15 protein-coding genes are annotated in these 22,998 nt (G+C 67.4%); 3 read left to right on the top strand and 12 right to left on the bottom strand.

Features of this window, described 5'->3' with window-relative positions:
- The first annotated feature begins 2 nt into the window (after positions 1-2).
- Positions 3-1,295, top strand: a complete 1,293-nt coding sequence (locus tag EV649_RS31745; RefSeq protein WP_198682804.1) for a four-carbon acid sugar kinase family protein — start codon at positions 3-5, stop codon at positions 1,293-1,295.
- Here the strand turns inward: EV649_RS31745 and EV649_RS31740 are convergent.
- From EV649_RS31740 to EV649_RS31685, 12 genes are read right to left on the bottom strand one after another with little or no spacing between them, the layout of a single operon-like run.
- Entirely contained in the window at positions 1,267-2,418 is a 1,152-nt protein-coding gene (locus EV649_RS31740) for a glycoside hydrolase family 28 protein (RefSeq protein ID WP_130387343.1), read from the bottom strand. The two genes, EV649_RS31745 and EV649_RS31740, sit on opposite strands and share 29 nt — an antisense overlap.
- Complete coding sequence (locus EV649_RS31735; protein ID WP_130387342.1) at positions 2,411-4,483, bottom strand: hypothetical protein; 2,073 nt, start codon at positions 4,481-4,483, stop codon at positions 2,411-2,413. Before EV649_RS31735 ends, EV649_RS31740 begins: the two co-directional genes overlap by 8 nt.
- The gene (locus EV649_RS31730) at positions 4,483-5,658 is read right to left on the bottom strand and encodes a DUF5605 domain-containing protein (RefSeq protein WP_130387341.1); all 1,176 of its coding nucleotides are present in this window, start codon (positions 5,656-5,658) and stop codon (positions 4,483-4,485) included. The genes EV649_RS31735 and EV649_RS31730 overlap by 1 nt, the downstream gene beginning before the upstream one ends.
- Positions 5,655-7,058 (bottom strand): DUF5060 domain-containing protein, encoded by a 1,404-nt coding sequence (locus tag EV649_RS31725; RefSeq protein ID WP_130387340.1) that lies wholly within the window; start codon positions 7,056-7,058, stop codon positions 5,655-5,657. The genes EV649_RS31730 and EV649_RS31725 overlap by 4 nt, the downstream gene beginning before the upstream one ends.
- Positions 7,055-8,119 carry a sialidase family protein gene (locus tag EV649_RS31720; protein ID WP_198682803.1) on the bottom strand — a complete coding sequence of 355 codons (1,065 nt, stop codon included), beginning with the start codon at positions 8,117-8,119 and terminating at the stop codon, positions 7,055-7,057. The genes EV649_RS31725 and EV649_RS31720 overlap by 4 nt, the downstream gene beginning before the upstream one ends.
- A complete protein-coding gene (locus EV649_RS31715) occupies positions 8,116-9,603 on the bottom strand; it encodes a hypothetical protein (protein WP_206751595.1) in 1,488 nt (495 codons plus the stop codon). Before EV649_RS31715 ends, EV649_RS31720 begins: the two co-directional genes overlap by 4 nt.
- Positions 9,604-9,631: 28 nt before the next feature.
- Positions 9,632-10,639 carry an oligopeptide/dipeptide ABC transporter ATP-binding protein gene (locus tag EV649_RS31710; RefSeq protein WP_130387337.1) on the bottom strand — a complete coding sequence of 336 codons (1,008 nt, stop codon included), beginning with the start codon at positions 10,637-10,639 and terminating at the stop codon, positions 9,632-9,634.
- Positions 10,636-11,634, bottom strand: coding sequence for an ABC transporter ATP-binding protein (locus tag EV649_RS31705; RefSeq protein WP_130387336.1), 999 nt, complete (start codon positions 11,632-11,634; stop codon positions 10,636-10,638). Before EV649_RS31705 ends, EV649_RS31710 begins: the two co-directional genes overlap by 4 nt.
- A 9-nt stretch (positions 11,635-11,643) precedes the next feature.
- Positions 11,644-12,786, bottom strand: coding sequence for an ABC transporter permease (locus tag EV649_RS31700; protein WP_130387335.1), 1,143 nt, complete (start codon positions 12,784-12,786; stop codon positions 11,644-11,646).
- 6 nt (positions 12,787-12,792) lie between these two features.
- Positions 12,793-13,791 (bottom strand): ABC transporter permease, encoded by a 999-nt coding sequence (locus EV649_RS31695; protein ID WP_130387334.1) that lies wholly within the window; start codon positions 13,789-13,791, stop codon positions 12,793-12,795.
- Positions 13,791-15,761, bottom strand: a complete 1,971-nt coding sequence (locus EV649_RS31690) for an ABC transporter substrate-binding protein (RefSeq protein ID WP_157996357.1) — start codon at positions 15,759-15,761, stop codon at positions 13,791-13,793. Before EV649_RS31690 ends, EV649_RS31695 begins: the two co-directional genes overlap by 1 nt.
- Positions 15,762-15,793: 32 nt before the next feature.
- Complete coding sequence (locus EV649_RS31685) at positions 15,794-18,169, bottom strand: Ig-like domain-containing protein (protein WP_130387332.1); 2,376 nt, start codon at positions 18,167-18,169, stop codon at positions 15,794-15,796.
- A gap of 229 nt (positions 18,170-18,398) precedes the next feature.
- On the opposite strand from EV649_RS31685, the gene EV649_RS31680 reads away from it, so the two are divergent.
- Both EV649_RS31680 and EV649_RS31675 read left to right on the top strand, forming a co-directional pair.
- Positions 18,399-20,156, top strand: coding sequence for a beta-L-arabinofuranosidase domain-containing protein (locus EV649_RS31680; RefSeq protein ID WP_130387331.1), 1,758 nt, complete (start codon positions 18,399-18,401; stop codon positions 20,154-20,156).
- Positions 20,153-22,996 carry a glycoside hydrolase family 2 TIM barrel-domain containing protein gene (locus EV649_RS31675; protein WP_130387330.1) on the top strand — a complete coding sequence of 948 codons (2,844 nt, stop codon included), beginning with the start codon at positions 20,153-20,155 and terminating at the stop codon, positions 22,994-22,996. The genes EV649_RS31680 and EV649_RS31675 overlap by 4 nt, the downstream gene beginning before the upstream one ends.
- The last annotated feature ends 2 nt before the right edge of the window (positions 22,997-22,998 follow it).

Below are 22,998 nucleotides of genomic sequence, written 5' to 3'. Positions count from 1 at the left end.
TCGTGGTTGAGGCGGCGTTCTACGGGGACGACTTCACTGGGTCGACGGATGCGATGGTGCAGTTCGCTCGGGTCGGGCTGCGGGCGGTGTTGCTCGTGACGTTGCCGTCGGCACCTGAGTTGCGGGAGCTGGCCGAGCGGTACGACGTGATCGGGGTCGCTGGAATCGCACGATCGCTGCCGCCGGACGAACAGGAGACCGAGCTGCGGCCGGTGCTCGAGGCGTTGCGGGATCTTGGGCCGCGCGTACTGCAGTACAAGGTCTGTTCGACCGCCGACTCCTCCCCCACCCGCGGCAGTATCGGACGCGCTCTGGAGATCGGACGTGAGGTCTGTGGTCCCGGTGTCGTCCCCATCCTCATCGCGCAACCGGAGCTGGGCCGCTACACAGTCTTCAGCCATCACTTCGCCGCCGAAGCCGGCACCATCCACCGCCTCGACCGCCAGCCCACCATGTCCACCCACCCCTCCACCCCCATGCACGAATCCGACCTCCGCCACCACCTGGCAAGCCAAACCACCCTCCACCTGACCGCCCTCCACCTGACCGCCTACCCCAACCTCCCCACCACCTACACAGCCCTCACCAACCCCCAACCCACTCGACCCACTACCCACTCTCCTGTTACGACCGGTGGGGTTGGTGCGGTGGTGTTGGATGCGTTGACTGACGAGGATCTGCGGGCTCTCGGGAAAGTGATTCTGCGGGACAGAACCGCGGCCGAAGTCACGTTTGCTATCGGGTCGGGTGGGCTGTCTCGGGCGTTGGGGTTGGCCCTTCGGCCTGGTGGTGGGGCTGTTGGCTCGGGTACGTCTGGCGTCGGCGGACCGGTGTTGGTGGTGTCGGGTAGTCAGTCGAGGCGTACTGCCGAGCAGATCGAGCATGCGCGGGCTGCCGGGTGGACGGTGCTGCCGCTCGGCGAAGAGGCCTCGGTGCGGGCGGTTGCTGCGTTTTCGGCGGGTGCTGAGGGTGTCGTCGTACACACGAATGAGCTCGGTCCCGATGAGCTCCGGCGGGTGCCGAGTGCGCTGGCCGAGGTCGTTCGGAGCGTGACTGCGGGCGCCGGCGTACGGCGGGTTGTTGTGGCTGGTGGGGATACGTCTGGTCAGGTGCTGCGGCAGCTCGCGATTAGTGCGCTCGAGCTCGCTGGGTCTCCGCGGCCCATCTCGCCAGGGGTGCATCTGTGTCGGGCGGCTTCTGCGGTGCCGGCCCTTGATGGCCTGGAGGTGTTGTTGAAGCCGGGACAGCTGGGCGACATCGACCTGTTCACGGAGTTTCAGAGGTGGTCAGGGTGAAGGATTCGACGCGTGCCTGGGGAGTGTCGTGGATCTCGACGGTTCGGGGCGCTGAGCGTACGGCGAGGTTGGTGACGGTGATGTCGCGTACGACGGGAGCGTGGCCGCCGAACTGTTCCGGTTCCGCGTGCCGGGTGGTGATGAGGATCGCGGAGGTGGTGACCGCGTCGGCGACGACGTTCTCGACGATGACGTGCTCGATCACACCCCCACGCAAAGAGTTCGTCTTGATCCGCAATGCATGGTCAACCCCCGCACCAACAACCGGCCCACCCGCGGGGGTGGTGATGTGGAGGTCTCGGGCTTGGATGTTCGATGCTCCGGCGGAGGCTTCGCTGCCTATGGTCAGGGCTCCGTGGCCGGTGGTGAAGCGGCAGGATTCGATGAGGATGTTCCGGGACGGGCGGCCTACGCGGCGGCCGTCGGCGTCGCGGCCGGACTTGATGGCGATGCAGTCGTCGCCGGTGGTGAACGAGCAGCCGGTGATGACGACGTTCTCGCAGGAGTCGGGGTTGCAGCCGTCGTTGTTCGGGCCGAGGGAGTCGACGGTGATCCCGCGGACGAGTACGTCGGTGCAGAAGACCGGGTGTACTACCCACATCGGGGCGTTGACGATCCGTACGTCTTCGATGCGCACGCGACGGGAGGTGTGCGGCTGGATGAAGCTCGGGCGGAAGCCGTGACCGGGTTCGAAGATGCGGTCCTCGACGGGTACATCGGCTTCGACCATGCGGAGCAGGCGCTCCCAGTCGGTGCGTGGGCGGGTGTTGCTCCACCAGTTGTCTGTGCTCGCACCGCCGTCGAGGGTGCCGGTGCCGGTGATCGCGATGTCCGATTCGTCGTACGCGTAGATGAGAGGTGAGTGGCTGAAGCACTCGATTCCTTGCCAACGGGTGCGGACGATCGGGTACGCCGTCGGGTCGGTGTGGAACCGGAGCGTCGCGCCGGCGGACAGATGCAGTTCGACGTTGCTGCGAAGCCGGATCGGCCCGGTGACGAATTCACCGTCGGGTACGACGACGCGCCCGCCGGTCAGCGCACACGCGTCGATCGCCTTCGCAATCGCCGCAGTGCAATCGGCGTCGGCGCAGCCTCCGTAGTCGGTGATCAGGTAGTCAGTCATCGGTCGGTTCAAGCGACTGGACTCGGAGGGCGTTGGCCAAGGGCACGGCGATTACCCAGCTGGGGTTCCAGGTGTTGGTGTGGCCTCGGCGTTGCCAGTGGGTCTGGAAGACGGCTTCGCCTTGTTCGCCGGGGAGGGGGAAGTTCCAGTCATTCGGGGCGGTGGCCACACTTTGGCTCAACGCGTGGAGGGTGGTTCGCGCGGCGGCGACGTACGCGGGGCGGTTGGTGCTCAGGCCGAAGGAGAGGAGTTCGTACGTCGGGAAGAAGGCGTCGAGGTGGTGGTTCTGGACGCTGACGGTCGGCCAGCCGATCGCGTTGAAGCCTGCAGCGTGGAGGGGTGAGTCCTCGTCCTGTTCCGGGGACCAGACGTACACCCACGTGAGGAGCCAGTCGGCGGCTACTTCGCACCAGGTGGCGTACAGCGGGTCTCCGGTGCGGCGGAAGAGTTCGTAGGCGGCCATGAAGTAGTACATGCCGGCTTCTTTGTCCTCGCAGGCCGCGTCCAGGGTGGAGCGGGAGAACGGGCGGTCGAAGGTCCGCGCGTGCTGGTCGTGGTAGCGGGACAGCCAGATGGTTGCCTCCGCCAACAGCTCGGCAGAGTCGAGGACTGACGAGGCCTTCAGAGCAGCTAGTACGCACGGGATGCCCGCCGCGGAGATCGTCGTCGCAGCCGGGGTGCCGTCGAGTCGCCATCCCACCGGGAAGGTCCCGTCAGCCAACTGAGCGGTGCCGCGGAGGAAGGTCATGGCTTCTTCGAGGGCGTTGAGCCAGGAGGGTGGGACGGGTTCGTCGTGGTCGCGGAACAGGGTGATGACGTCGGCCAGGTCGCTGATGGTTTCGCCGTACGCTCGGCTGGAAACCATTGGGCGATTGCCGGTGCGGAAGCTGGTCCAGCGGCGGGTGCTGACCTGGTACGCGTTGTGGCGTAGGCCCGGAGTCGGTGTCGGGCTGCCGGCCAGGTAGAACTCGACGGCCGCGCGGCAGCGGTCGATGCGCAGCCGGTCCCGGGTGTTGAAGCCGACCTGGGCGTCGCACCACGCGAGCTTCAACGCCTGACCGGTCCAGCCGTACATGAAATGCCGAGACTTGCGCGGCCCGTTGCCGGGGATGTCGCTGAACTTGGTGTAGCCGGCCACGGTCCCGGACTGGCACCACCGGTTGTCCAGGGCAACCGTCTTCAAGGTGATGAGCTCGTCGAGAGCCAGGCCGCGTGCACCATCGGCGGTGAAGAGCGTGCGGGCACTCTCAACGAGGTGCCGGAACGCGTGACCGCGGAGCTCCTGGGGTCCCCAGTCGAGGACCAAGCGCTGGGCGTAGACCTCACCGGGCCGCAGCGTGAGGTACCCGTCGTCGGTCGCCTCGGTCTCGGCCTTGCTGACGTACCGCACGTCCTGCTTGCCGTCGAACATCAGTACGCCGCTGAGCGCGGCGATCACCGGACCGTCCTGCCGGATCGCGCCGAGCGAGCCGTACCGGACCTGGCCGTCGCCCGAGCGGCGTGCTTGCGGGCGCGAGATGACGGACAACCAACGGCGTTCGCGACCCTCGCGCCATTCGAGGTTGACGCCGGGGATCGGGAGCCGGTCCTCCTCGGCGACGAAGCCGCCGCCGGGGGTGGGCCCGATCCGCGGTACGGCGCGGGCCGGGTCGGCGGACGGGTTGTCGTTGTAGATCAGGCCGGGGATGGTGAGCTGGCTGTCCTTCACCCGGCCGAGGTCGAGCAGCAGCCCGACGGCGAGGTCAGCCACGCGGCGCTTGCTCGTGTTGCGCCACCGGAGCTCGAGATCCAGCCGGTCGCCGTCGTCGAACGCCAACCGCACCTCGACTGCGAGCGGTCCGGTCCGGCAGCCCGCCCGGTGTTCGCCCGGCCGCCGCGAGATCCACCACCCGTCGGGAGGCGCCAGCGGGCTGGGCTGCCAGGGGTGACCGGCCGAGCAGGTGAGGAGGTCGCCCAGCGCGCGTTCCACGTAGAGCGGCCCGTCGACCTGGCCGAGCTCCAGCACCACACCGTCCGGTGTGCGACGCAACGAAGCCTGGCGCGGACCAGACGTCAGCGCGGGCATCAGGACGTCCGGCGGATCTGAATGGCCTGGTACTGCGTGCCGGGCAACCGAACCGTCAACGTGCCAGCACCAGCGACGCTCTCGCGAGTACGGCGTACCGAGTGGTTCCACACGTCCAGTACGTCGACGTCGTACTCGCCCTCGGGCAGCGAGAACGTCCGGTCCGGGAACTGGTGCTCCCCGAGGTACTGGAGGTAGTACGAGCCGGGTACCGCCAGCGTCGGAGCGTCACGGTAGTCGTCAATAGGCTCCACACCATCGGGCAACTCGTCCAGCACCTCCCGCAACAGCCGCAGCCGTTGCGCGACGACGCCACGAGGCCGGCTGCCACCGTCCGACCACGGCACCAGGCTCACGGACGACGGGTCGACGTACCACTCGCCGTGCGTCACGTACGCTCCGCGAACCGTCCCTTCCCAGATGCGGGTCAGCATCTCCTCAGGGCGGAGACTGGTGTCGGGGGTGGTGCCGTTGCCTTCGTGGCCACACGCGTCGACGAAGACAGGTTTGTCGTGAGCCAGGCGCAACGCCGACACACCACGGAGGTTCTCCAACCGGACACTCAGGTGGGTCAGCCAGGGCGGTCCCGGATCGGTTGCCTCATGCATCGAGATCAAGTGATGGCTGGAGTCGAGTTCAGCGATCAGCTCGGCCAGCTCCCGCGACTTGTCAGCGGACTCCAGGCACCAGGTGACGTTTCGGTAGGCGGCCAGCCGATTCACCGCAGCACGAACAACAGACGAGTCCGTCGGCAGGACGATGTCAGCGACGATGTCTGCGGCCAGCAGGTCACGGACCTGCTCCTCGATGCCGTCGGACACCCGCAACCGGACGCGGTTGAACGGCGAGGCCGCGAGCGCGGGGCGGGCAGCGGCCCACTGCTGCGGGTCGCCGAACCACGCGGTCGTGAGTGGGCGGTACGGCGTACCGTCCGCCCACCGCAGCGTGGTGCCGGCACGCCGGACAGGACCACGTGAGGTCGCGGGCGTGCACTCCAGCGAACCACCGTCGTACGACCAAACGCCTTCCAGAGAGGGGCTGTAGCGGACAACCCACCCGTCACCCGACTGGAACGGTTCGGCGTAAGCGGTGGCGCCGGACGCGTGACGGAACAGCACGCCGGCCGGACCGGGCACAGGTAGTTCGAGCACGTCCCAGCGTGCTACTGACGTCATCGGGTCCCTCTCAGGGCGAGGTACGGGGTGGCGGGCAGTGGGATGTGGCTCGGGCCGGAGTACTCGGCCAGCGGGGTGATGGTCATCGCCCGCGTGTCGATCAGGTCGAAGTGGAAGGGGGAGCCGTCCGGCAGATCCAGCTCGACCGCGGACGGCTGGCGGTCCCCGAGGTAGTGCAGGACGCAGCGGTCCGCGTCGACCTCGCCGTCCGATTGCCGCGGCAGTCCGGCGAACACGGCCCGGAGGAAGTCGATCCGCTCCGGACTGTCGCCGTACAGCCGGCCGCCGATCGAGATCCACGCGCGGGTCTCCCGGTCGACGAACGACTCGCCGTGCCCGACGTACCCGCCGAGCGACATGCCCTGCCAGAACCGGTGCACCATCTCGTCCGCGGTCAGGTTCCCCCAGCGGCGGCCGGCGTTGCCCTCGTAACCGATCTCGTCGATCACCACCGGCTTCGGGCAGTCCCGCCAGGCCGCGACCTCGGCGCCGTCCCAGTGCTGCACGCTCTGATGGGTGATCCACGGCTTGCCGAAGTCGTACGGCGTGAAGACCTCGTACATCTTGGTCCCGTTGTGGATCGACCGCAGCCGCTGGTACGGGTCGTACCGCTGCACCAGCTGCAGCAGCCGGTCCCAGTCCGCGATCGTCTTCTCGTGGTTGAAGTCGTACTCGTTCGACAGCGACCACCAGACGTTCCGGTACGCCGCCAGCCGCGCGACGACGTACTGGAGATACGCCGCGTCCTGCGCCGGCGTCATCCGGTCGAAGCCCCACACGCCGCGGTCGTACGGGTGGAACAGGATCAGGTCCGCCTGGATGCCCATGGCCAGCAGGTCCGCGACCCGCGCCTCGAACTCCTGGAAGAACACGGGGTCGTACCGATCCACGTCGACCGAACCAGGCGTCGATCCGGCGAACGGCGTGCGCTCGGGTCGCATCCCGTCCGTGGGGAGCAGACACATCCGGACCTTGTCGAAAGGTGCCGAGCGCAACGACTCCAGCGTCAGTTCCTGGAGCTCTTTCGACTCGTACGTCCAGTGGTAACACGTCGTACCGATGCAGTCGTACCGCGTGCCATCGGCGTACGAGAAGTGGTGCCTGCCGAGTACGTCGACCGGTCCGTGGTTCCCGGGCCCCGGCGGGGTGCACACGAAGCTCCCGCGCTGGCCGTCGAGCTCGGGAGCGGAGCTCGACGTGATGTACGACCACTCCCCCTCCCGGTCCGGCGAGAACCGCGCCCGGTACGTCCCGTCGCCGTCGTAGAAGCCGTCGACGGTCACCATCCGGTTCCGGAACTGGTACGTGACCTGGAACTCCAAGGCGAACGGGTTCCCGCCAGACAGTTCAGCAGGCCCAGACAGCGTGAGCTCGTGCAGGCCCCACTTCTCGATACTCATGGCAATCGGTCTCCTGCCTGGATCCACTCGGGCGCCAGGATCACGTGCTTGATGGTCTTGCGCAGGTACGAGTACGCGACGTGCAAATGCCCGTCGCGGGTCTGCAGCAGCGTCGGGTACGAGTAGCCGAACTCGTTCTCGCGGTACTCCTCGTCCTGCACCTGCAGGTTCCGCCAGTACGGCCAGGTGGCGCCGTCGTCCTCGGACAGTGCCAGCGTGAGCGGGGTCCGCAAGGTCTTCCGCCGTACGCCGCCCTTGCCGTCGTCGACCCAACGGAACTGGTCGCGATCCGCCGACGAGTCGTTGAACACCATCACGAGCCGCCCGTCGGCCAGCCGGAGCACCTGGACCGCCGAGTTGTTGTTCGGCAGGGTGGTGCGCTCCGGCGAGGTCCAGGTCCGGCCGTTGTCCTTCGACACCGACCGGTGGATGCGGTCGGCGGCACGGCTGCGGAAGTACCCCAGGAGTTCACCGGGCGACAGCTCGACGACGCTCATCTGCACCTGGCCGACCGCGTCCGGCAAGTCCACTGTCGACCACGTCTCACCGCGGTCGGTGCTGAGCTGGAGAACGGTCCGCTCGGCGGTCTTGTCGCAGTCGTACGCCGGCAGCAACCAGTCACCGTTGCTCAACACAACGACCGGGTTGCGGATGAAGCTGCCGAGATGGTCGAACAACACCTCGCTCCGCTCCCACGACAGACCACCGTCGTGGGACACGCGGCGGATCACCCGTGAGGTCGACTGGTCGTGCGGCTCGTTGGACGTATGCAGCAACCAGACGTCGTCGTCCGGAGTAACGAACAACAATGGGTTCTGTTCGGAGCGGCGTGGGTCGGAGGACATGGGCTCGGGTGGCAGCCAGGTGTCCATGCCGGCGGGGAGGCGGGACAGGACGATGTTGGTGTCCGGCTCGCCCTCCCCCGGGCCGTTGAACCAGGCGCACAGCAGGTCGCCGTTCGCCGTCTCGACCAGCGTCGCGGCGTGGCTGTCGCCCGGATGGATGGTGGGCAGGAGGGCCGCACCCTCGCGGATGCGGCCGTCGAACCTGGGGTCGTTCACCATGTGAGTCCGCGGGCGACCTGCGCCTTGATGTAGTCGGGGATGTCCTGCGTCTCGGTGACCAGCAGCGACGAGTCGACGTCCATGCCGTCCTTGAGCACGTGCTGCCGGAAGACCTTGTAGAGCGGGATGTCCCAGTACTCGGTGTTCTGGTAGTTCTTGATCACCGCGTTCTCGCCCCAGTACACGGCCGACGTGTCGATGGCCGCCAGCTCCGGGATCGCCGTGCCGAACGCGTTCACGACGGCGTCTGTCTTCAGCACTCCCTTCATGCCGTACGACGAGATGCGGGTCTGCATCTCCTCCGACACCAGGTACTTGACCACGTCCAGCGCCTGGGACTGGAGCTTCGACTGCGGCGGGATGAACGCCGCGCGGGTGTCCGGCTGGTAGATCGTGTTCGAGCCGCGGGACAGCACCGGCATCGAGGTAACGCCGATCTTCACGCTCTTCGCCCACTCGGCGAACTGCGCGGCGTCGTCCTCCTCGACGTAGTAGGAGCTGAGCGCGTACGCGTTCAGCTTCGACAGGTTGTTCACGGCCATCGCCAGGTGGCCGGGGAAGCTCATGTCGCCCTTGAAGAAGTCGTCCACCGTGGTGAAGTTGTTCCGCGGGATCATCAGGAACCGGTGCAGGTTGTTCGCGACCGACTTCCACTCCGCGCTCGTCAGGTTGACCTTGACGTCCTCGGGCGCCGGCTGCTCGCTCGAACCGGGCACGAACGGGTAGAGCCCGAGCTGGTTCATCGCGAGGTAGTTGTCCGGGTGCTGCATGTAGCCCTTGTAGTGGTCGATCCCGACCTGCTGGGTGAGCTTCTGGGCCAGCTTGTAGATGTCGTCGTACGTCGACCCGGAGGTCGGGTACCGCACCCCGAACTTGTCGAAGATGAGCTTGTTGTAGAACAGCAGGCTCTCGTCGATCCACAGCGGGACGCCGTACAGGCCGCCGTCGGAGCGGGACTTGATCTGCTCGACCGAGCCGACGTTCAGCTTGGTCAGGTCGATGCCGGCGCCCTGCACCAGCGACGTGATGTCCTGCGTCCAGCCGAGCGGCTCGAGGTCCCGGTCGATCCGCAGCCGCGGGTCCTCCAGGATCAGGTCCGGCACCCGGCCGGCCTTGGCGATGTCCTCGTACCGGATCGGGTAGTCCCAGGTCGCGTACTTCAGCTTGATGTTCGGGAACTTGGCCCGGATGGCGTCCCCGAACACGGCGTCGAAGTACCGGTGCGCCTCCCGCCCGTCGTCGTTGCCGCCGAGCTCGAACGGCTTGAAGTTGGCGGCGAACACGAACAGTTCGTCGTCGGCGACCGAGAACGGCACGTTGTACTTGTTCGGGATGTCCACGACACCGGCCGCGGACTGAGCAGCTGCGCGCGGGATCGCACTGGTCGAGCTGGCGGCCGCGGGGGATGTTTGCAGAGCACCGCCGAACGCGGCGAGTCCACCGATCAGGGCGCCATTGCGTAACAGTCCACGACGGGACATGTTTCCTTCAGACATGAGAAGACCTCTCTTACGGGGCGGTGGTGGCCGTGAGGACACCCATCAGATCCAGCTGCTCGGCAAGGTGGCACGCGACTTTGCGGCCACCGATCTCGCGCAGCTGCGGGACTTCGGACGCACACCGGGCTTCGGCGTACCCGCACCGGGGATGGAACGGGCAGCCGGCCGGCACCCTGGACGGATCCGCGATCTCGCCGAGCAGCTTGATCCGCTCGCGTTGCCCGCGGGAGGCGGGGTCGGGATCCGGTACGGCGCTCAGGAGCGCCTCGGTGTACGGGTGCAAGGGCTTGGAGTAGAGCTCTTCGGTCGACGCGCTCTCGACGAGCTTGCCGACGTACATCACCGCGACGTCGTCGGCGACGTGCTCGACGATGCCGAGGTCGTGGGACACGAACAGGTAGGTGAGGCCGGACTCCTCCTGCAGATCGCGCAGCAGGTTGAGGATCTGGGCCCGGACCGAGACGTCGAGGGCGCTGACCGCCTCGTCCGCGACCACCAGCCGCGGCTCGGTGGCGAGGGCCCGCGCGATCACGACGCGCTGCCGCTCGCCGCCGCTGAACGCGTGCGGGTAGCGGTGCGCGTACTCCGCTCGCAGTCCGACGCGCCGTAGCAGCGAGGCAACCTTGTCGTCGATCTCGTCGCGCGAACCCGACTCCTGGACCCGCAGCGGCTCGGCGATGATGTCGCGCAGCGTCGTGCGTGGGTCGAGCGAGGAGTGCGGGTCCTGGAAGATCAGCCGGACCTGCGCACGGTACGGCTTCAGCTGCTTCTCGCTCAACGGCGCCAGGTCGACACCGTCGAACATGATGCTGCCCGAGGTCGGCTCGTACGCGCGGACGATGCAGCGGCCGAGCGTCGTCTTGCCGCAGCCCGACTCGCCCACCAGCCCGAGCGTCCGGCCGGCCTTGATCGACAGGTCGACACCGTCGACAGCCTTCACGAAGCCGCGGTTCCGCCCGAGAAACCCGCCGTGCAACGGAAAGTGCATGGTCAGACCCTTGGTTTCCAGCAAGCTCATCGTTCCTCCTCGCCGTACAGCAGGCAGGCGACATCGATCTCGTCGCTACGCACACGGACAGGCACAGTCACGTCGCACTTCCCCGCCATGAACGAGTCGCACCGCGGATGAAAGCGGCATCCAGTCGGACGCTCGTACGGCGGCGGCACGGTTCCCCGTACGGCGACCAGCCGGTCCTTCCCGCGCAGACCCAGCCGCGGCACCGACCGCACCAATGCCTGCGTGTACGGATGTTTGGGATTACTGAGTACGGCGGACGCGGGGCCCTGCTCGACCACTTCGCCGAGGTACATCACGGCGACCTCGTCGGCGACCTGCGCAGCGACCCCGAGGTCGTGCGTGATCAGCATGATCGCCATCCCGAACTCCTGCTGGAGATCCTGCAGCAGGTCGAGGATCTGCGCCTGCGTGGTGACGTCGAGCGCGGTCGTCGGCTCGTCCGCGATCAGCAGCCGCGGACGGCAGGACAGCGCCATCGCGATCATGGCTCGTTGCCGCATGCCACCACTGAGCTGGAACGGGTACGAGTCGACGCGGCGCTTCGGGTCCGGGATCCCGACCCGGTCGAGCATCTCGATCGCGCGGTCGCGGGCGGCCTGCTTGCCGACGTTCTCGTGCAGCCGGACCGCCTCGATGATCTGGTCGCCGATCGTGTGCACGAGACTCAGCGACGCCATCGGCTCCTGGAACACCATCGCGATATCGGCCCACCGGACCTGCCGCAGCCGCTTGTCCTTCGCGGCCAGCAGGTCGAGCGGCTTCGTGTCCGGCGCGTCGTCGTACAGCAGGATCTCGCCGCCGACGATCCGGGCCGGCTTCTCCACCAGCCGCAGGATCGACCGCGCGGTCACGCTCTTGCCGCACCCGGACTCACCGACCACGGCCAGCGTGCGGCCGCGGGGTACGGACAGGCTGACGCCGTCGACGGCCTTGACCACACCGTCACTGAGCTCGAAGTGGGTCCTGAGCTCGCGAACTTCGAGAAGAGGTTGCATGTCAGGTCCTCACTTGTAGGGATCCGCGGCGTCGCGGAGACCGTCGCCGACGAAGTTCATGGCCAGTACGACGACCACGACCGCGAGGCCCGGGGTCAGCAGCCACGGGGCGGTGGCGACCGCGCGGATGTTCTGCGCGCCCTCGAGCAGCACACCCCAACTGACCGCGGGCGGCTGCAGACCGAGGCCGAGGAACGACAGGCTGGTCTCGGCGAGGATCATCCGCGGCACCGCCATCGAGATCGACGCGATGATGTGGCTGGCGAACGACGGCACCATGTGACCGAAGATGATCCCGGTCCGCCCGACGCCGTCGAGCCGGGCCGCCATCACGAAGTCCTCCTCGCGCAGGCTGAGGAACCGGCCGCGGACGTCCCGCGCCAGTCCGGTCCAGCCGATCAGCGACAGGATCACCGTGATCGCGAAGTACCGCGTCAACGGACCCCAACTGCCGGGCAGCGCCGCCGACAGCGCCATCCACAGCGGCAGCGTCGGGACCGACATGATGAACTCGATGATCCGCTGGATGATGTTGTCGACCCGGCCGCCCACGTAACCGGAGATGCCGCCGATCAGCATGCCGAGCAGGAAGCTCGCGAACACGCCGACGAGACCGATCGACAGCGACACCCGGGCGCCGTGGATCAGCCGGGACAGCAGGTCCCGGCCGGACTGATCGGCGCCGACCAGGAAGAACGCCTCGCCGGCCTTCGTCGGGCCGATCAGGTGGATGTTCGACTTGATCGGGCCCACGACCGAGTACTCGTCGCCGCGCACGAACCACCCGACGTCGACGATCTTCGACTTGTCGACGGTGAAGGTCTGCTCGAACGTCTCCTGGTTACGCGTCGACGAGTACCCGTACACGAACATCCCGTGCTCGGCCGAGATGTGCACCCGCTGCGGCGGGGCGTACGGCAGCGCGGTGTGCGCGGTGTCGGCGCTGGACGGCGCGAAGAAGCCGGCGAAGACCGCCATGAAGTAGATCGGGATCAGCACGATCAACCCGATCAGCGCCAGCCGGTGCCGGCGGAACTGCCGCCACATCAGCCGCCACTGCGGCAGCGCGCCGTGGTCGCGCAGGCTCTTCACGACCTCCGGTGGGGCCTCGTGCTGCGTATCGGGTGCGATCGCCTCGGTCTGCTGGACCATTCAGATCTATCCCTTCTGGAACCGGGTGCGGATCCGCGGATCCCACCAGGCCAGTGCGAGGTCGCTGAGCATCGTGCCGATCACCGTCAGCGTGCTGAGGATGAGCACGAAGCTGCCGACCAGGTACATGTCCTGGCTCTTCACGGCCCCGAGCAGCAGCGGGCCGCTGGTCGGCAGGCTCATCACGACCGACACGATCGTCTCGCCGCTGATCAGGCCGGGCAGCAGCCAGCCGACCGTGCTGAAGAACGGGCTGAGCGACATCCGGACCGGGTACTTGAGCAGCAGCTTCCACTCCGGCAGGCCCTTCGCCCGGGCGGTCGCGACGTACGGCTTGTGCAGCTCGTCGAGCAGATTCGCCCGGGTGATCCTGATCAGCCCCGCCGTACCGGCGACCCCGACCACCACGATCGGGACCCACAGGTGGGAGATCAGGTCGAGCAGCTTGCCCAGGTTCCAGGCCGCGTCGGCGTACTCCGGTGAGAACAGTCCGCCGACGCTCTGGCCGAAGTACCGGAACCCGATGTACATCATCACCAGCGCGAGCATGAACTCCGGGACGGCCATCCCGATGAAACCGAGGAAGGACGCCAGGTAGTCGCCGCCCGAGTACTGCTTCAGCGCGCTGTAGATGCCGATCGGGAACGCGATCGCCCAGACGAACAGCAGGCTCGCTATCGACAGCACCATCGAGAGCAGGACCCGGTTGCCGATCAGGCTGGCGACCGATTGGTTCCAGGCGAACGACTGCCCGAGGTCGCCGTGCAGCACCACCCCCTTGATCCAGGTGAAGTACTGCACCAGGAACGGCTTGTCGAGCCCGTAGTGCCGCTTCAGCTCGGCGATCTGCGAGTCCGGGATGTCCTGGCCGCGGGCCTCCGCGTTCGCGATCACCGTGGTGGTGTAGTCGCCCGGCGGCAGTTTGATGACCACGAAGGTGACGAACGAGATCGCCGCCAGCGTGATCACCATCCAGACCAGCCGCCGGGCCACGAACCGCAGCATTACTGACCGATCGCGAACTGCTCGGGGTGGACGATGCCCGGGGCGACCGACTCGCTCATCTTCTCCGGCACGTTGTGGAAGTCGTTCTTCACGACGCCGTACGTGTTCGGCACCGAGCTGACGCCGATGTAGTAGAACTGGTCGGCGGCGATCTGCAGGATCTGCTTGCCGAGGTCGAGCGTCTTCGCCGGGTCCGGCTCCTGCCGCGCCCGGGTGAACAGCTCCATCTGCTTCTGGATCTCCGCCGGCGGCTTCACGCCCTCCTCGCCCTTCGACTGGTACCACTGCGCCCAGCCGATGCCGTACCGCGCGCTGCCGTCGTTGGTCGGCACCCAGTAGTGGTCACCACCGGTACCGGTCGGCAGTACGAACGTGCCGCAGGTCCAGGTCCCGGCGTCGTGGTCGTTGCCCTTGACCCGTTCCTTGTAGAGGTCCTCGCTGACCGCCTGGGTGCGCAGTTCGATCCCCACCGCGGCCCAGCGCTTCTTGACGAACTCGATCGCCTCGACATGGTCCGGGAACGATTCGCTCACCAGTACGGTGACCGAAACCGGCTTCCCGTCGGCGCCGAGCCGCTTGCCGTCCGCCGACTTCTTCGTCAGCCCGGCCGCGTCCAGGTGCTGGTTCGCCTTGGCCGCGTCGAATTCCAGGAACTGCGTGGCCAGCTGCTCGTTGTAGTACGGCGAGTCCTTCGGCGGAGCACCCTGCCAAGGCTCGCCCTGACCGGCGTAGACCGCGTCGATGACCTCCTTGCGGTTGATCGCGTGCGAGAGGCCGGCCCGGAACTCCTTGTTCGAGAACAGCGCCCGCTTCACCGGGTCCTTGTGCGTCAGGTTGAGGCCGAGGACCATCGTGTTGGTCAGCTGGGTCGGAACTTCGAAGAGCTTGTAGCCGCCCTTCTCCCGGTTCTGCGCGACGACCGGCTTGTTCTGCGGCGTACCGAAGTTCCGGTACTGCATGCCGAACTCGCCGTTCATCACCTTGAGCAGCTCGACCTGGGCGTCCTGGACGACCTCGACGCGGCAGTTGTCGATGTAGGGCAACTGGCGGCCCTGGTCGTCGACCTTCCAGTAGTACGGGTTCCGGGTCAGGGTGACCGCGGAGCCCTTGCCGAGCGCGGTGGTCACCTTCCACGGCGCCAGCGTCGGCTGCTCCGCGTTCGTCCACGGGTTCTGCTTCTGCGCGAACAGATCGGTCCAGCTGCCGACACCGGCCTTCTTCGCCAGTGCGTTCGCGTTCTTGTTGTACTTCAGGTGGAACTGCTGGAAGTAGTGCTTCGGCAGCAGCATCCCGTAGGCGCCTTCACGCTCGAAGATCGCGTCGGCGATCTGCACGAGCAGCGACGGCTGCGGCGAGGTGTAGGTCATCTTGATCGTTCGCTCGTCGACCTTCTCGATCTTCGCGATCTTTTCGGTGTCCGGCGACGTGAAGGCGTCGTACAGGCCGTCCGGGTGCAGCCCCGTGTCGCACTGCACCTCGAGGATCGTGAACATCAGGTCGTCCGCCGTACACGGCTTGCCGTCGGACCACTTCAGGCCCTCGCGCAGCGTGAACGTGTACACCTTGCTCTCGGCATCGACCGTGTACTCGGCGACGTTCGCCTCGATCTCGTCGTACCCGGGTTTGCCGACCTTGTCGGGCTTCCAGCGCAGCAGCGGCTCGTACCGCATCGCGTACCACAGCCACTGGGTGTCCTCCTGGGTCAGCATCGCCGACCGCCAGGTTCCGCCGTACTGCGCCTTGCCCGCGAGGGGCTTGATCACCGGTGGGTTCTTCGGCAACCGGTCCGCCAGTGGGGGCAGCGATCCCTTGTCCACCAGGGCTTTCAGCATCGGCGACTCTTTCTCGCCGACCGCTGCGGCCTGCGCGCCGGAGCCGGCCGGCTTGGTGTCGAAGAAGCCGCACCCAGGGATGGTCGCCACGGCCAGCAGGCCGAGACCGCCCTGCAGCAGCCTGCGCCGGTCGATCATGCGTTCTGACCTATTAGACATAGTCTTCTACCTCACTGCTGCTCGAGCGTGATATTGCTGAACTGCGCGGTCCCGTAGTCGACGAGGGCGTTGTCGACCCTGCCGCCGTCGATCGCGAAGCCGATGTAGAAGGACCGGCTCGGCATCATGATCTTTTCGTAGCCGAAGCGGTCCCACTTGACCTGATCCGTGGAGATGAAGGCCTCGAACTCGACCTCCCGGGCCTGCGGGCGCTCGCGCCGGAGCAGCCGCAGCCAGTACACCTTCGTGGGGTCCAGGTAGCTGTCGTCCCACGGCCACGGGCCGACACTCGGCACCGACCCGTCGGTCTGGATCCGGATCGCCTGCGCCTTCATGCCGCCGTCGTCGGTGGCGGTCGGCGCGGCGCTCGCGTTGTCGTTGACCGTGCCGTACCCGCCCGCGACACCGAAGCCGATACCGCCGTACATGTACGGCGCGGCCGGGTCCAGCGAGTCGCGGATCATCAGGCCCGCGGTGAGACCGTTGGCGATCTTGCTGATCTGGTCCAGCCGCGCGGTGATCTGCGAGACCGCACCCGCGCCGCCGACCTGGAGCTTGCGGTACACGTAGTGGAAGTTGCTCGTCCGCCCGTAGATCCGGCCGGAGCCCTTGATGGTCAGCACTCCCCCGTCCAGGCTGCCTGAGCCCGGCACCGGCGGCTTCCCGATCGACGCCGACGTCCAGCCCGTCGTACCGGCCTGCCGGTTGACGTGCACCTGGACGGCGGTCGACTGGGTCGCCGTACCGTTCTTGTCGGTGGCCCGTGCGGTGATCCAGTAGGAGCCGTCGGCAACGTTCGTCCATTGGACCTGGTACGGCGCCTGTGTCGCGGTGCCGATCACCTGGTCTCCGTTGAAGAACTCGACCTTGGCGAGCTGCCCGCCCTTCGCGGGGGACGCGTCGGCCTTGATCGTGACGGTCGGCGCGGTGCGACCGGCGACCGTCGTGTTCTGCGCCGGGCTGGTGATCTGTACGGCCGGGTTGCCGACCGGGTCCGGGACCAGCGAGTTGAGGTAGTTCTCGAGGTAGGTGTAGCCGTTCGGCGCGATCTTCTGCGCGTCCGACGGGTCGTTGGGGTCGAGGCCGTTGGCCTTCTCCCACCAGTCCGGGATGCCGTCGTGGTCGGAGTCCACCGGCGCCTCGGTCTGCACGAGCTCCGGGTAGCCGCCGACCTGCTTCTGCGAGTTGATCAGCCGGCCGGTGCCGTTGCGGACCTCCTCGACGACGCGGGCGTCGGCGGCGTCGCGCTTCGGCAGGATCGCGCCGGCCCCGGCCAGCACCGCCTCGTACGCCGTGCTCGCCGCCTGCAGGTCGCCGCGGCCCGGGATCGGCTGCGGCTCGGCCAGCTCGACGATCCCGCCGATCGGGTACCGGATGCCGCGGCGGTTGTGCGCGGTGACGTCCGGGTAGCCCTCGACCTCGTTGCCGGCGACGTACCACTGGCCGCCGCGGTTCGCGCTCACCACGACCGGTGCGACCTCGTCCAGCGTGGTCGGGCCCGGCTTGTAGAAGTTGTTCATGATGTTGATGCCGTTGGCCCACTCACCGCCGTACACCGACGTGTACCCGTGGTCGTAGACCACGTTGTTGTAGTAGTCGACCTCGAGGTTGATGCCCTCGGTGTAGCCGAAGCGAGGCTGCCGTCCACCCTGGTGGGCGATCAGGTTGTGGTGGTAGGTGTTCCGCTCACCACCCCAGATACCGCCGTACCCGTGCCGGTTCTTCGGGTGCGTGGACAGCGCCAGGCCCTCGGAGACGATGCACCACTGGACGGTGACGTCGTAGTTCCCGTACGGCGACAGGCACTCGTCGACCGCCCAGCCGAACGAGCAGTGGTCGATGATCAGGTTGCGGATCTCGGGGCTCACCGAGCCCGGCACGTTGGTCTCGAACGCGTCGCCCACCACCGAGGTCAGGTCCCCGAGGCGGAACCGCAGGTAGCGGATCACGATGTCGTGCGCGCCGCCCTTGATCCCGGTGCCGTGACCGGCCACGCAGATCCCGCCACCAGGCGCGGTCTGTCCGGCGATCGTCAGGTTGTTGCCGGAGATCATCAGGCCGGTCTCGAGGTGGATCGTCCCGGAGACCCTGAACACGACGGTCCGGTCGGAGGCGGAGACCGCGTCCCGCAGCGAGCCGGGTCCGGAATCGGCCAGCGTGGTCACCTCGTACACCGAGCCGCCGCGGCCGCCCTTGGCCCACTTGCCGGCGCCCTCGGCACCGGGGAAGGCAGGCAGCCGGTCGTCGTTCACATTCGTGCCGACGGCGGTCCTGGCGCTCGCCGTCGGCGTGATCCCCAGCGACGCGACACCGATGGCGGCCGCAGTGGTTCCGACGAATCCACGCCTGGACCAGCCTGGGGATTCGCCCGGAAGAGTTTCGGTCATCGTCCATGCCTCGCAATCGGTGCGGTGGGCGGCTGCTGAATTGCGCAGTCTGAATATCTAGTCACGTCCGAATGGAACGACCGGCCCTCATGGTCACGGAGGTTACGAGGCGATGTCAAGAGCGTGACACCGACAAAACCGCAATCGTTTGCACGAAGTGATTATCGTGGCCGCAATCGTTTGCACGAAGTCTTGCCTCGGCGTCCGCGACGGTGGTTACCTTGCCACCATGCCTTTGCGTGCACTCCCCCTCGGCTCCACCGTTCTCACCGGCGGGTTCTGGCCGGACCGGCAGCGGATCAACCGGGAGACGACCATCCCGGCCGCGGCGCAGCGCCTCGAAGAAGTCGGTACGCTCCACAACTTCCGCCGGGCCGCGGACGAGCAGACAGGCGGCTTCGAAGGGAAGTTGTTCGCCGACACCGATGTCTACAAGTGGCTCGAGGCGGTTGCCTGGGAGCAGGCCCGCGAGCCGTCCACCGACCTCGCTGACCGGCAGTCCGCTGCGAGCGCTCTGGTCGCCGCGGCGCAGGACCCGGACGGGTACCTCAACACCTACACGCGGCTTGCGCTCGACGGGCAGCGGTACGGCGACCTGGAGAAGGGGCACGAGCTGTACTGCGCGGGACACCTGCTACAGGCGGCAGTGGCGCAGGTACGGGCGACTGGCGATCGCACGTTGCTCGACGTGGCGTCCCGGTTCGCCGATCATCTGTGCAAGACGTTCGGCCCCGGGCGGCTGGAAGGAGTCGACGGGCATCCGCTGATCGAGATGGCGCTCGTCGACCTCTACCGCGAGACCGGTACGGCGGCGTACCTCGAGTTGGCGTCGTACTTCGTCGAGGCGCGCGGGCGCGGGCTGCTCACTCCCCCGGGTCACCACGGTCCGGCGTACTTCCAGGATCACCTGCCGGTGCGTGAGGTCCGCACGATCGCCGGGCACGCGGTCCGGGCGCTCTATCTCACGTCCGGTGCGACCGACGTCGCGGTGGAGACCGGCGACGACGAGCTGCTCGACGCGTTGCAGGCGACGTGGTCGACCATGGTCGAGAGCCAGACGTACCTGACCGGTGGCGTCGGAGCGAGGTGGTACGGCGAGGCGTTCGGCGACCCGTTCGAGCTGCCGCCGGATGCGGCGTACTGCGAGACCTGTGCCGCGATCGCGAGCGTGCAGTGGAGCTGGCGGCTGCTGCTCGCGACGGGTGAGAGCAAGTACGCCGACCTGATCGAGCGGACGCTGTACAACGCGGTGATCTCCGGGGTGTCGCTCGACGGTGACCGGTTCTTCTACGTGAACACGTTGAAGGTGCGGAACAACGCCTTCGCCGACGATCAGCGTTCCGCGGTGGGTGGGCGGCAGCCGTGGTTCGGTACGGCGTGCTGCCCTCCGAACGTGATGCGCACGCTGTCGTCACTGGATCAGCTGGTCGCGACCTCGGACGACGACGGGGTGCAAGTACAGCTGTATGCGCCGGCCTCGGTGAGGGTCGGGCCGATCGGCTTCGATGTCGAGACCGAGTATCCGTGGCACGGGACTGTCCGGGTGCGGATCACCTCGACGCCGGACACGCCGTGGACGCTGGGGTTGCGGATCCCCGCGTGGGCGGATAGTCATCGGCTGACGGTCAACGGGTTCGAGGGACCGCTGCGGCGGGTGTGGGAGGTGGGCGACGAGGTCGTGCTGGAGTTGCCGGTCGCGGCCCGCCGTACGACGCCCGACGAGCGGATTGACTCGGTGCGTGGCTGCATCGCGATCGAGCGCGGCCCGTTGGTGTACTGCTTCGAACAGCAGGACGCAGACGTCGTACTCGACTCGGCGGCCGTGGTCGCGGGCGAGCTGATCGAGCGCGAGCAGCCGGACCTGCTCGGCGGTGTGACGACGGTCGACGTACCGACACGGGACGGCACGCTGACCGCGATCCCCTACTACGCCTGGGCGAACCGGGAAGTCGGCCCGATGGCCGTGTGGATCCGGGAGGACGCGTGAACTATTGGGAAGATCCGGGTCCGGGGTACGGCGTGCTGCCGCCGCGGGCAGCTGTGCGATCGGATGCCCCTCGGATGAGTCTGAACGGGCAGTGGCGGTTCCGGCTGTCGCCTTCAGTGGGCGAGACCGGCTTCGAGGACATTGACTTCGATGACTCGGACTGGGATGTATTGCCGGTGCCTTCGTCGTGGCCGATGCATGGGTATGGGAGTCCGGCGTATACGAACCAGAAGTATCCGTTCCCGGTCGACCCGCCGTACGTGCCGGACGAGAACCCGACCGGCGACCATCGGTTGACCTTCGAGCTGCCGGAGTCGTGGAGTGGTTCGACTGTACTGCGGTTCGACGGAGTGGACTCGTGCGCGCGGGTCTGGCTGAACGGGGTCGAGCTCGGGGTGACGCGAGGTTCGCGCCTGCCGGCCGAGTTCGCGGTCGGCGGCGTACTGCGGCCGGGACGGAACGTCCTGGCGGTGCGCGTGCATCAGTGGTCGTCCGGTTCGTACCTCGAGGACCAGGACATGTGGTGGCTGCCGGGGATCTTCCGGGACGTCACGCTGATCGCCCGCCCGGTGGACGCGGACGTGTTCGTGCACGCGGACTACGTCGACGGTGCCGGTGTGTTGATGGTCGAGTCGGTGCCGGGTGCGGTGGTGCGGATCCCATCGCTGGATGTGGTGGTGCCGTGCGGGGAGACGGTGACGATCCCGGGCGTCGATCCGTGGTCGGCCGAGGTACCCCGGTTGTACGACGCGGTCGTGGAACTGCCGGGTGAGCGGGTCGCGCTGCGGATCGGGTTCCGGACGGTGGAGATCGTCGACGGCGTACTGCGGGTCAACGGGCGGCGGATCCTGTTCCACGGGGTGAACCGGCACGAGCACGATCCCGTGTTCGGTCGCGCCGTACCTCTTGAGCGGCTACGTGAAGAGCTGCTGGTGATGAAACGGCACAACATCAACGCGATCCGGACCAGTCACTACCCACCGGACACGCGGTTGCTGGAGTTGTGCGACGAGCTCGGGTTCTGGGTGATGGACGAATGCGACTACGAGTCGCACGGGTTCATGCTGCTCGACTGGCAGGGGAACCCGGCCGACGACCCGCGGTTCCTGGACGCATCGCTGGACCGGATGCGGCGGACGGTGGAGCGCGACAAGAACCACCCGTGCGTGGTGATGTGGTCGCTCGGCAACGAGGCCGGCGTCGGGTCGAACCTGACCGCGATGGCCGCGTGGACGCGGGATCGGGATCCGTCGCGACCGCTGCACTACGAGGGCGATCTGTCGTGTGCGGATGTGGATGTGTACAGCCGGATGTACGCGTCGCACGCCGAAGTTGAGGCGATCGGGAAGCGTGCGGAGAAGCCGTTGGAGGATCCGGTGCTGGATGCGCGCCGGCGTTCGATGCCCTTCGTGCTGTGTGAGTATTCGCATGCCGGAGGCAACGGTCCTGGCGGGTTGTCGGAGTACGAGGCGCTCTTCGACACCTACGAACGCTGCCAGGGCGGGTTCCTCTGGGAGTGGATGGAACACGGCATCCTGCGAGCGGACGGTTCCTACGGGTACGGCGGTGACTTCGGCGAAGAACTGCACGACGGTACGTACGTCCTAGACGGCCTGGTCTTCCCCGATCTGACCCCGCAACCGGTGCTCGCGGAGGTCCACAAGGTCTATGAGCCGGTCCGCCTCTCCGTTGCCGGTGACGTCCTCACGATCACCAACCGGTACGACGTACTGGACACTTCGCACCTGTCCCTCCACTGGGAGGTCGCCGACGAAGGCGAGGTAGTTGCCCGCGGCCCCCTCGACCTCCCGGTGATCCCGGCCGGCCAGTCCGCGACCGTACAACTTCCCGAACTCGCGGCGCTCCAGAACCGCGAACGCTGGCTGACAATCCGCGCCGTACTCACCAACGACAGCGCCTGGGCCCCAGCCGGCCACGAGGTCGCCTTCACGCAATCACAGCTCGCACCGGCTGAGCCCACCAAACCAACTATCTCCCCTCTCGCGAATCGGGGTGGAGTGGTGATCGTGGGGCCGGGGCGGTTCGACGAGCGGACTGGGCGGTTGGTGGGGCTCGATGGATGGGCGATCGAGCATGTTCCGCTGGAGTTGTGGCGGGCGCCTACGCAGCATGACGCCCGGACCTGGGATGCCACGACGCTCGACCGGAAGACCCGGTGGGCGAACGCCGGGCTGGATCGGTTGCGGTACCGGACCGTGTCCGTCGAGGCCTCAGGTGATCAGCTGGTTGTGGCGACGATGGTGGGGGCCGCGGCGACGGATGCTCGGGTGCTGACGACGTACACCTGGAGGACCGACGGCGGGCGACTGATGGCGGAGGTCGAGGTAGAACCGTTGGGTGAGTGGACGGTGCCTTGGGCTCGGCTCGGGGTGACGTTCGGTGTGCCGGCGGGGTTTCACGGCCTGACGTGGTTCGGGCTGGGGCCAGGGCAGGCCTACCCGGACTCCCGCTCGGCGGCGCGGATCGGCCGCTATACAAGCACGATCGACGACTTCCAGGTGCCGTACTTGTATCCGCAGGAGAACGGCGCCCGCGGTGACGTTCGCTGGGCCGAGCTCTCCGGGGCGGCCGGCAAGCTCCGGCTGACCGGCGATCCACACTTCGCGCTGACGGCACGCCGCTGGACGACAGCCGACCTGGCCGCCGCCGAGCACCCAGCGGACCTGCGCCCGAGTGACCGGGTCTGGATCACGCTGGATGCCCTGCAGCACGGCCTAGGAAGTCCTACGAGCGGCGCGCCGATCCTGCCGCCGCACGACCTGCAACCGCAGAAACACGCCTTCAGGTTCAGCTTGGGAACCGCAACCGGTCGTGCCTAGGC

This window comes from Kribbella sp. VKM Ac-2569 (assembly GCF_004216905.1).
GTDB lineage: Bacteria > Actinomycetota > Actinomycetes > Propionibacteriales > Kribbellaceae > Kribbella.
Note: the sequence above shows the minus strand (reverse complement) of the source record. Positions and strands in the feature narration are given on the sequence as shown.

What these genes read in the sequence shown, in the direction of transcription:
- EV649_RS31740 (WP_130387343.1), bottom strand. Translation starts at nt 2,418, where the DNA reads ATGACTGACTACCTGATCACCGACTACGGAGGCTGCGCCGACGCCGAT.
- EV649_RS31735 (WP_130387342.1), bottom strand. Translation starts at nt 4,483, where the DNA reads ATGCCCGCGCTGACGTCTGGTCCGCGCCAGGCTTCGTTGCGTCGCACA.
- EV649_RS31730 (WP_130387341.1), bottom strand. Translation starts at nt 5,658, where the DNA reads ATGACGTCAGTAGCACGCTGGGACGTGCTCGAACTACCTGTGCCCGGT.
- EV649_RS31725 (WP_130387340.1), bottom strand. Translation starts at nt 7,058, where the DNA reads ATGAGTATCGAGAAGTGGGGCCTGCACGAGCTCACGCTGTCTGGGCCT.
- EV649_RS31715 (WP_206751595.1), bottom strand. Translation starts at nt 9,603, where the DNA reads ATGTCCCGTCGTGGACTGTTACGCAATGGCGCCCTGATCGGTGGACTC.
- EV649_RS31710 (WP_130387337.1), bottom strand. Translation starts at nt 10,639, where the DNA reads ATGAGCTTGCTGGAAACCAAGGGTCTGACCATGCACTTTCCGTTGCAC.
- EV649_RS31705 (WP_130387336.1), bottom strand. Translation starts at nt 11,634, where the DNA reads ATGCAACCTCTTCTCGAAGTTCGCGAGCTCAGGACCCACTTCGAGCTC.
- EV649_RS31700 (WP_130387335.1), bottom strand. Translation starts at nt 12,786, where the DNA reads ATGGTCCAGCAGACCGAGGCGATCGCACCCGATACGCAGCACGAGGCC.
- EV649_RS31695 (WP_130387334.1), bottom strand. Translation starts at nt 13,791, where the DNA reads ATGCTGCGGTTCGTGGCCCGGCGGCTGGTCTGGATGGTGATCACGCTG.
- EV649_RS31690 (WP_157996357.1), bottom strand. Translation starts at nt 15,761, where the DNA reads ATGATCGACCGGCGCAGGCTGCTGCAGGGCGGTCTCGGCCTGCTGGCC.
- EV649_RS31685 (WP_130387332.1), bottom strand. Translation starts at nt 18,169, where the DNA reads ATGACCGAAACTCTTCCGGGCGAATCCCCAGGCTGGTCCAGGCGTGGA.
- EV649_RS31680 (WP_130387331.1), top strand. Translation starts at nt 18,399, where the DNA reads ATGCCTTTGCGTGCACTCCCCCTCGGCTCCACCGTTCTCACCGGCGGG.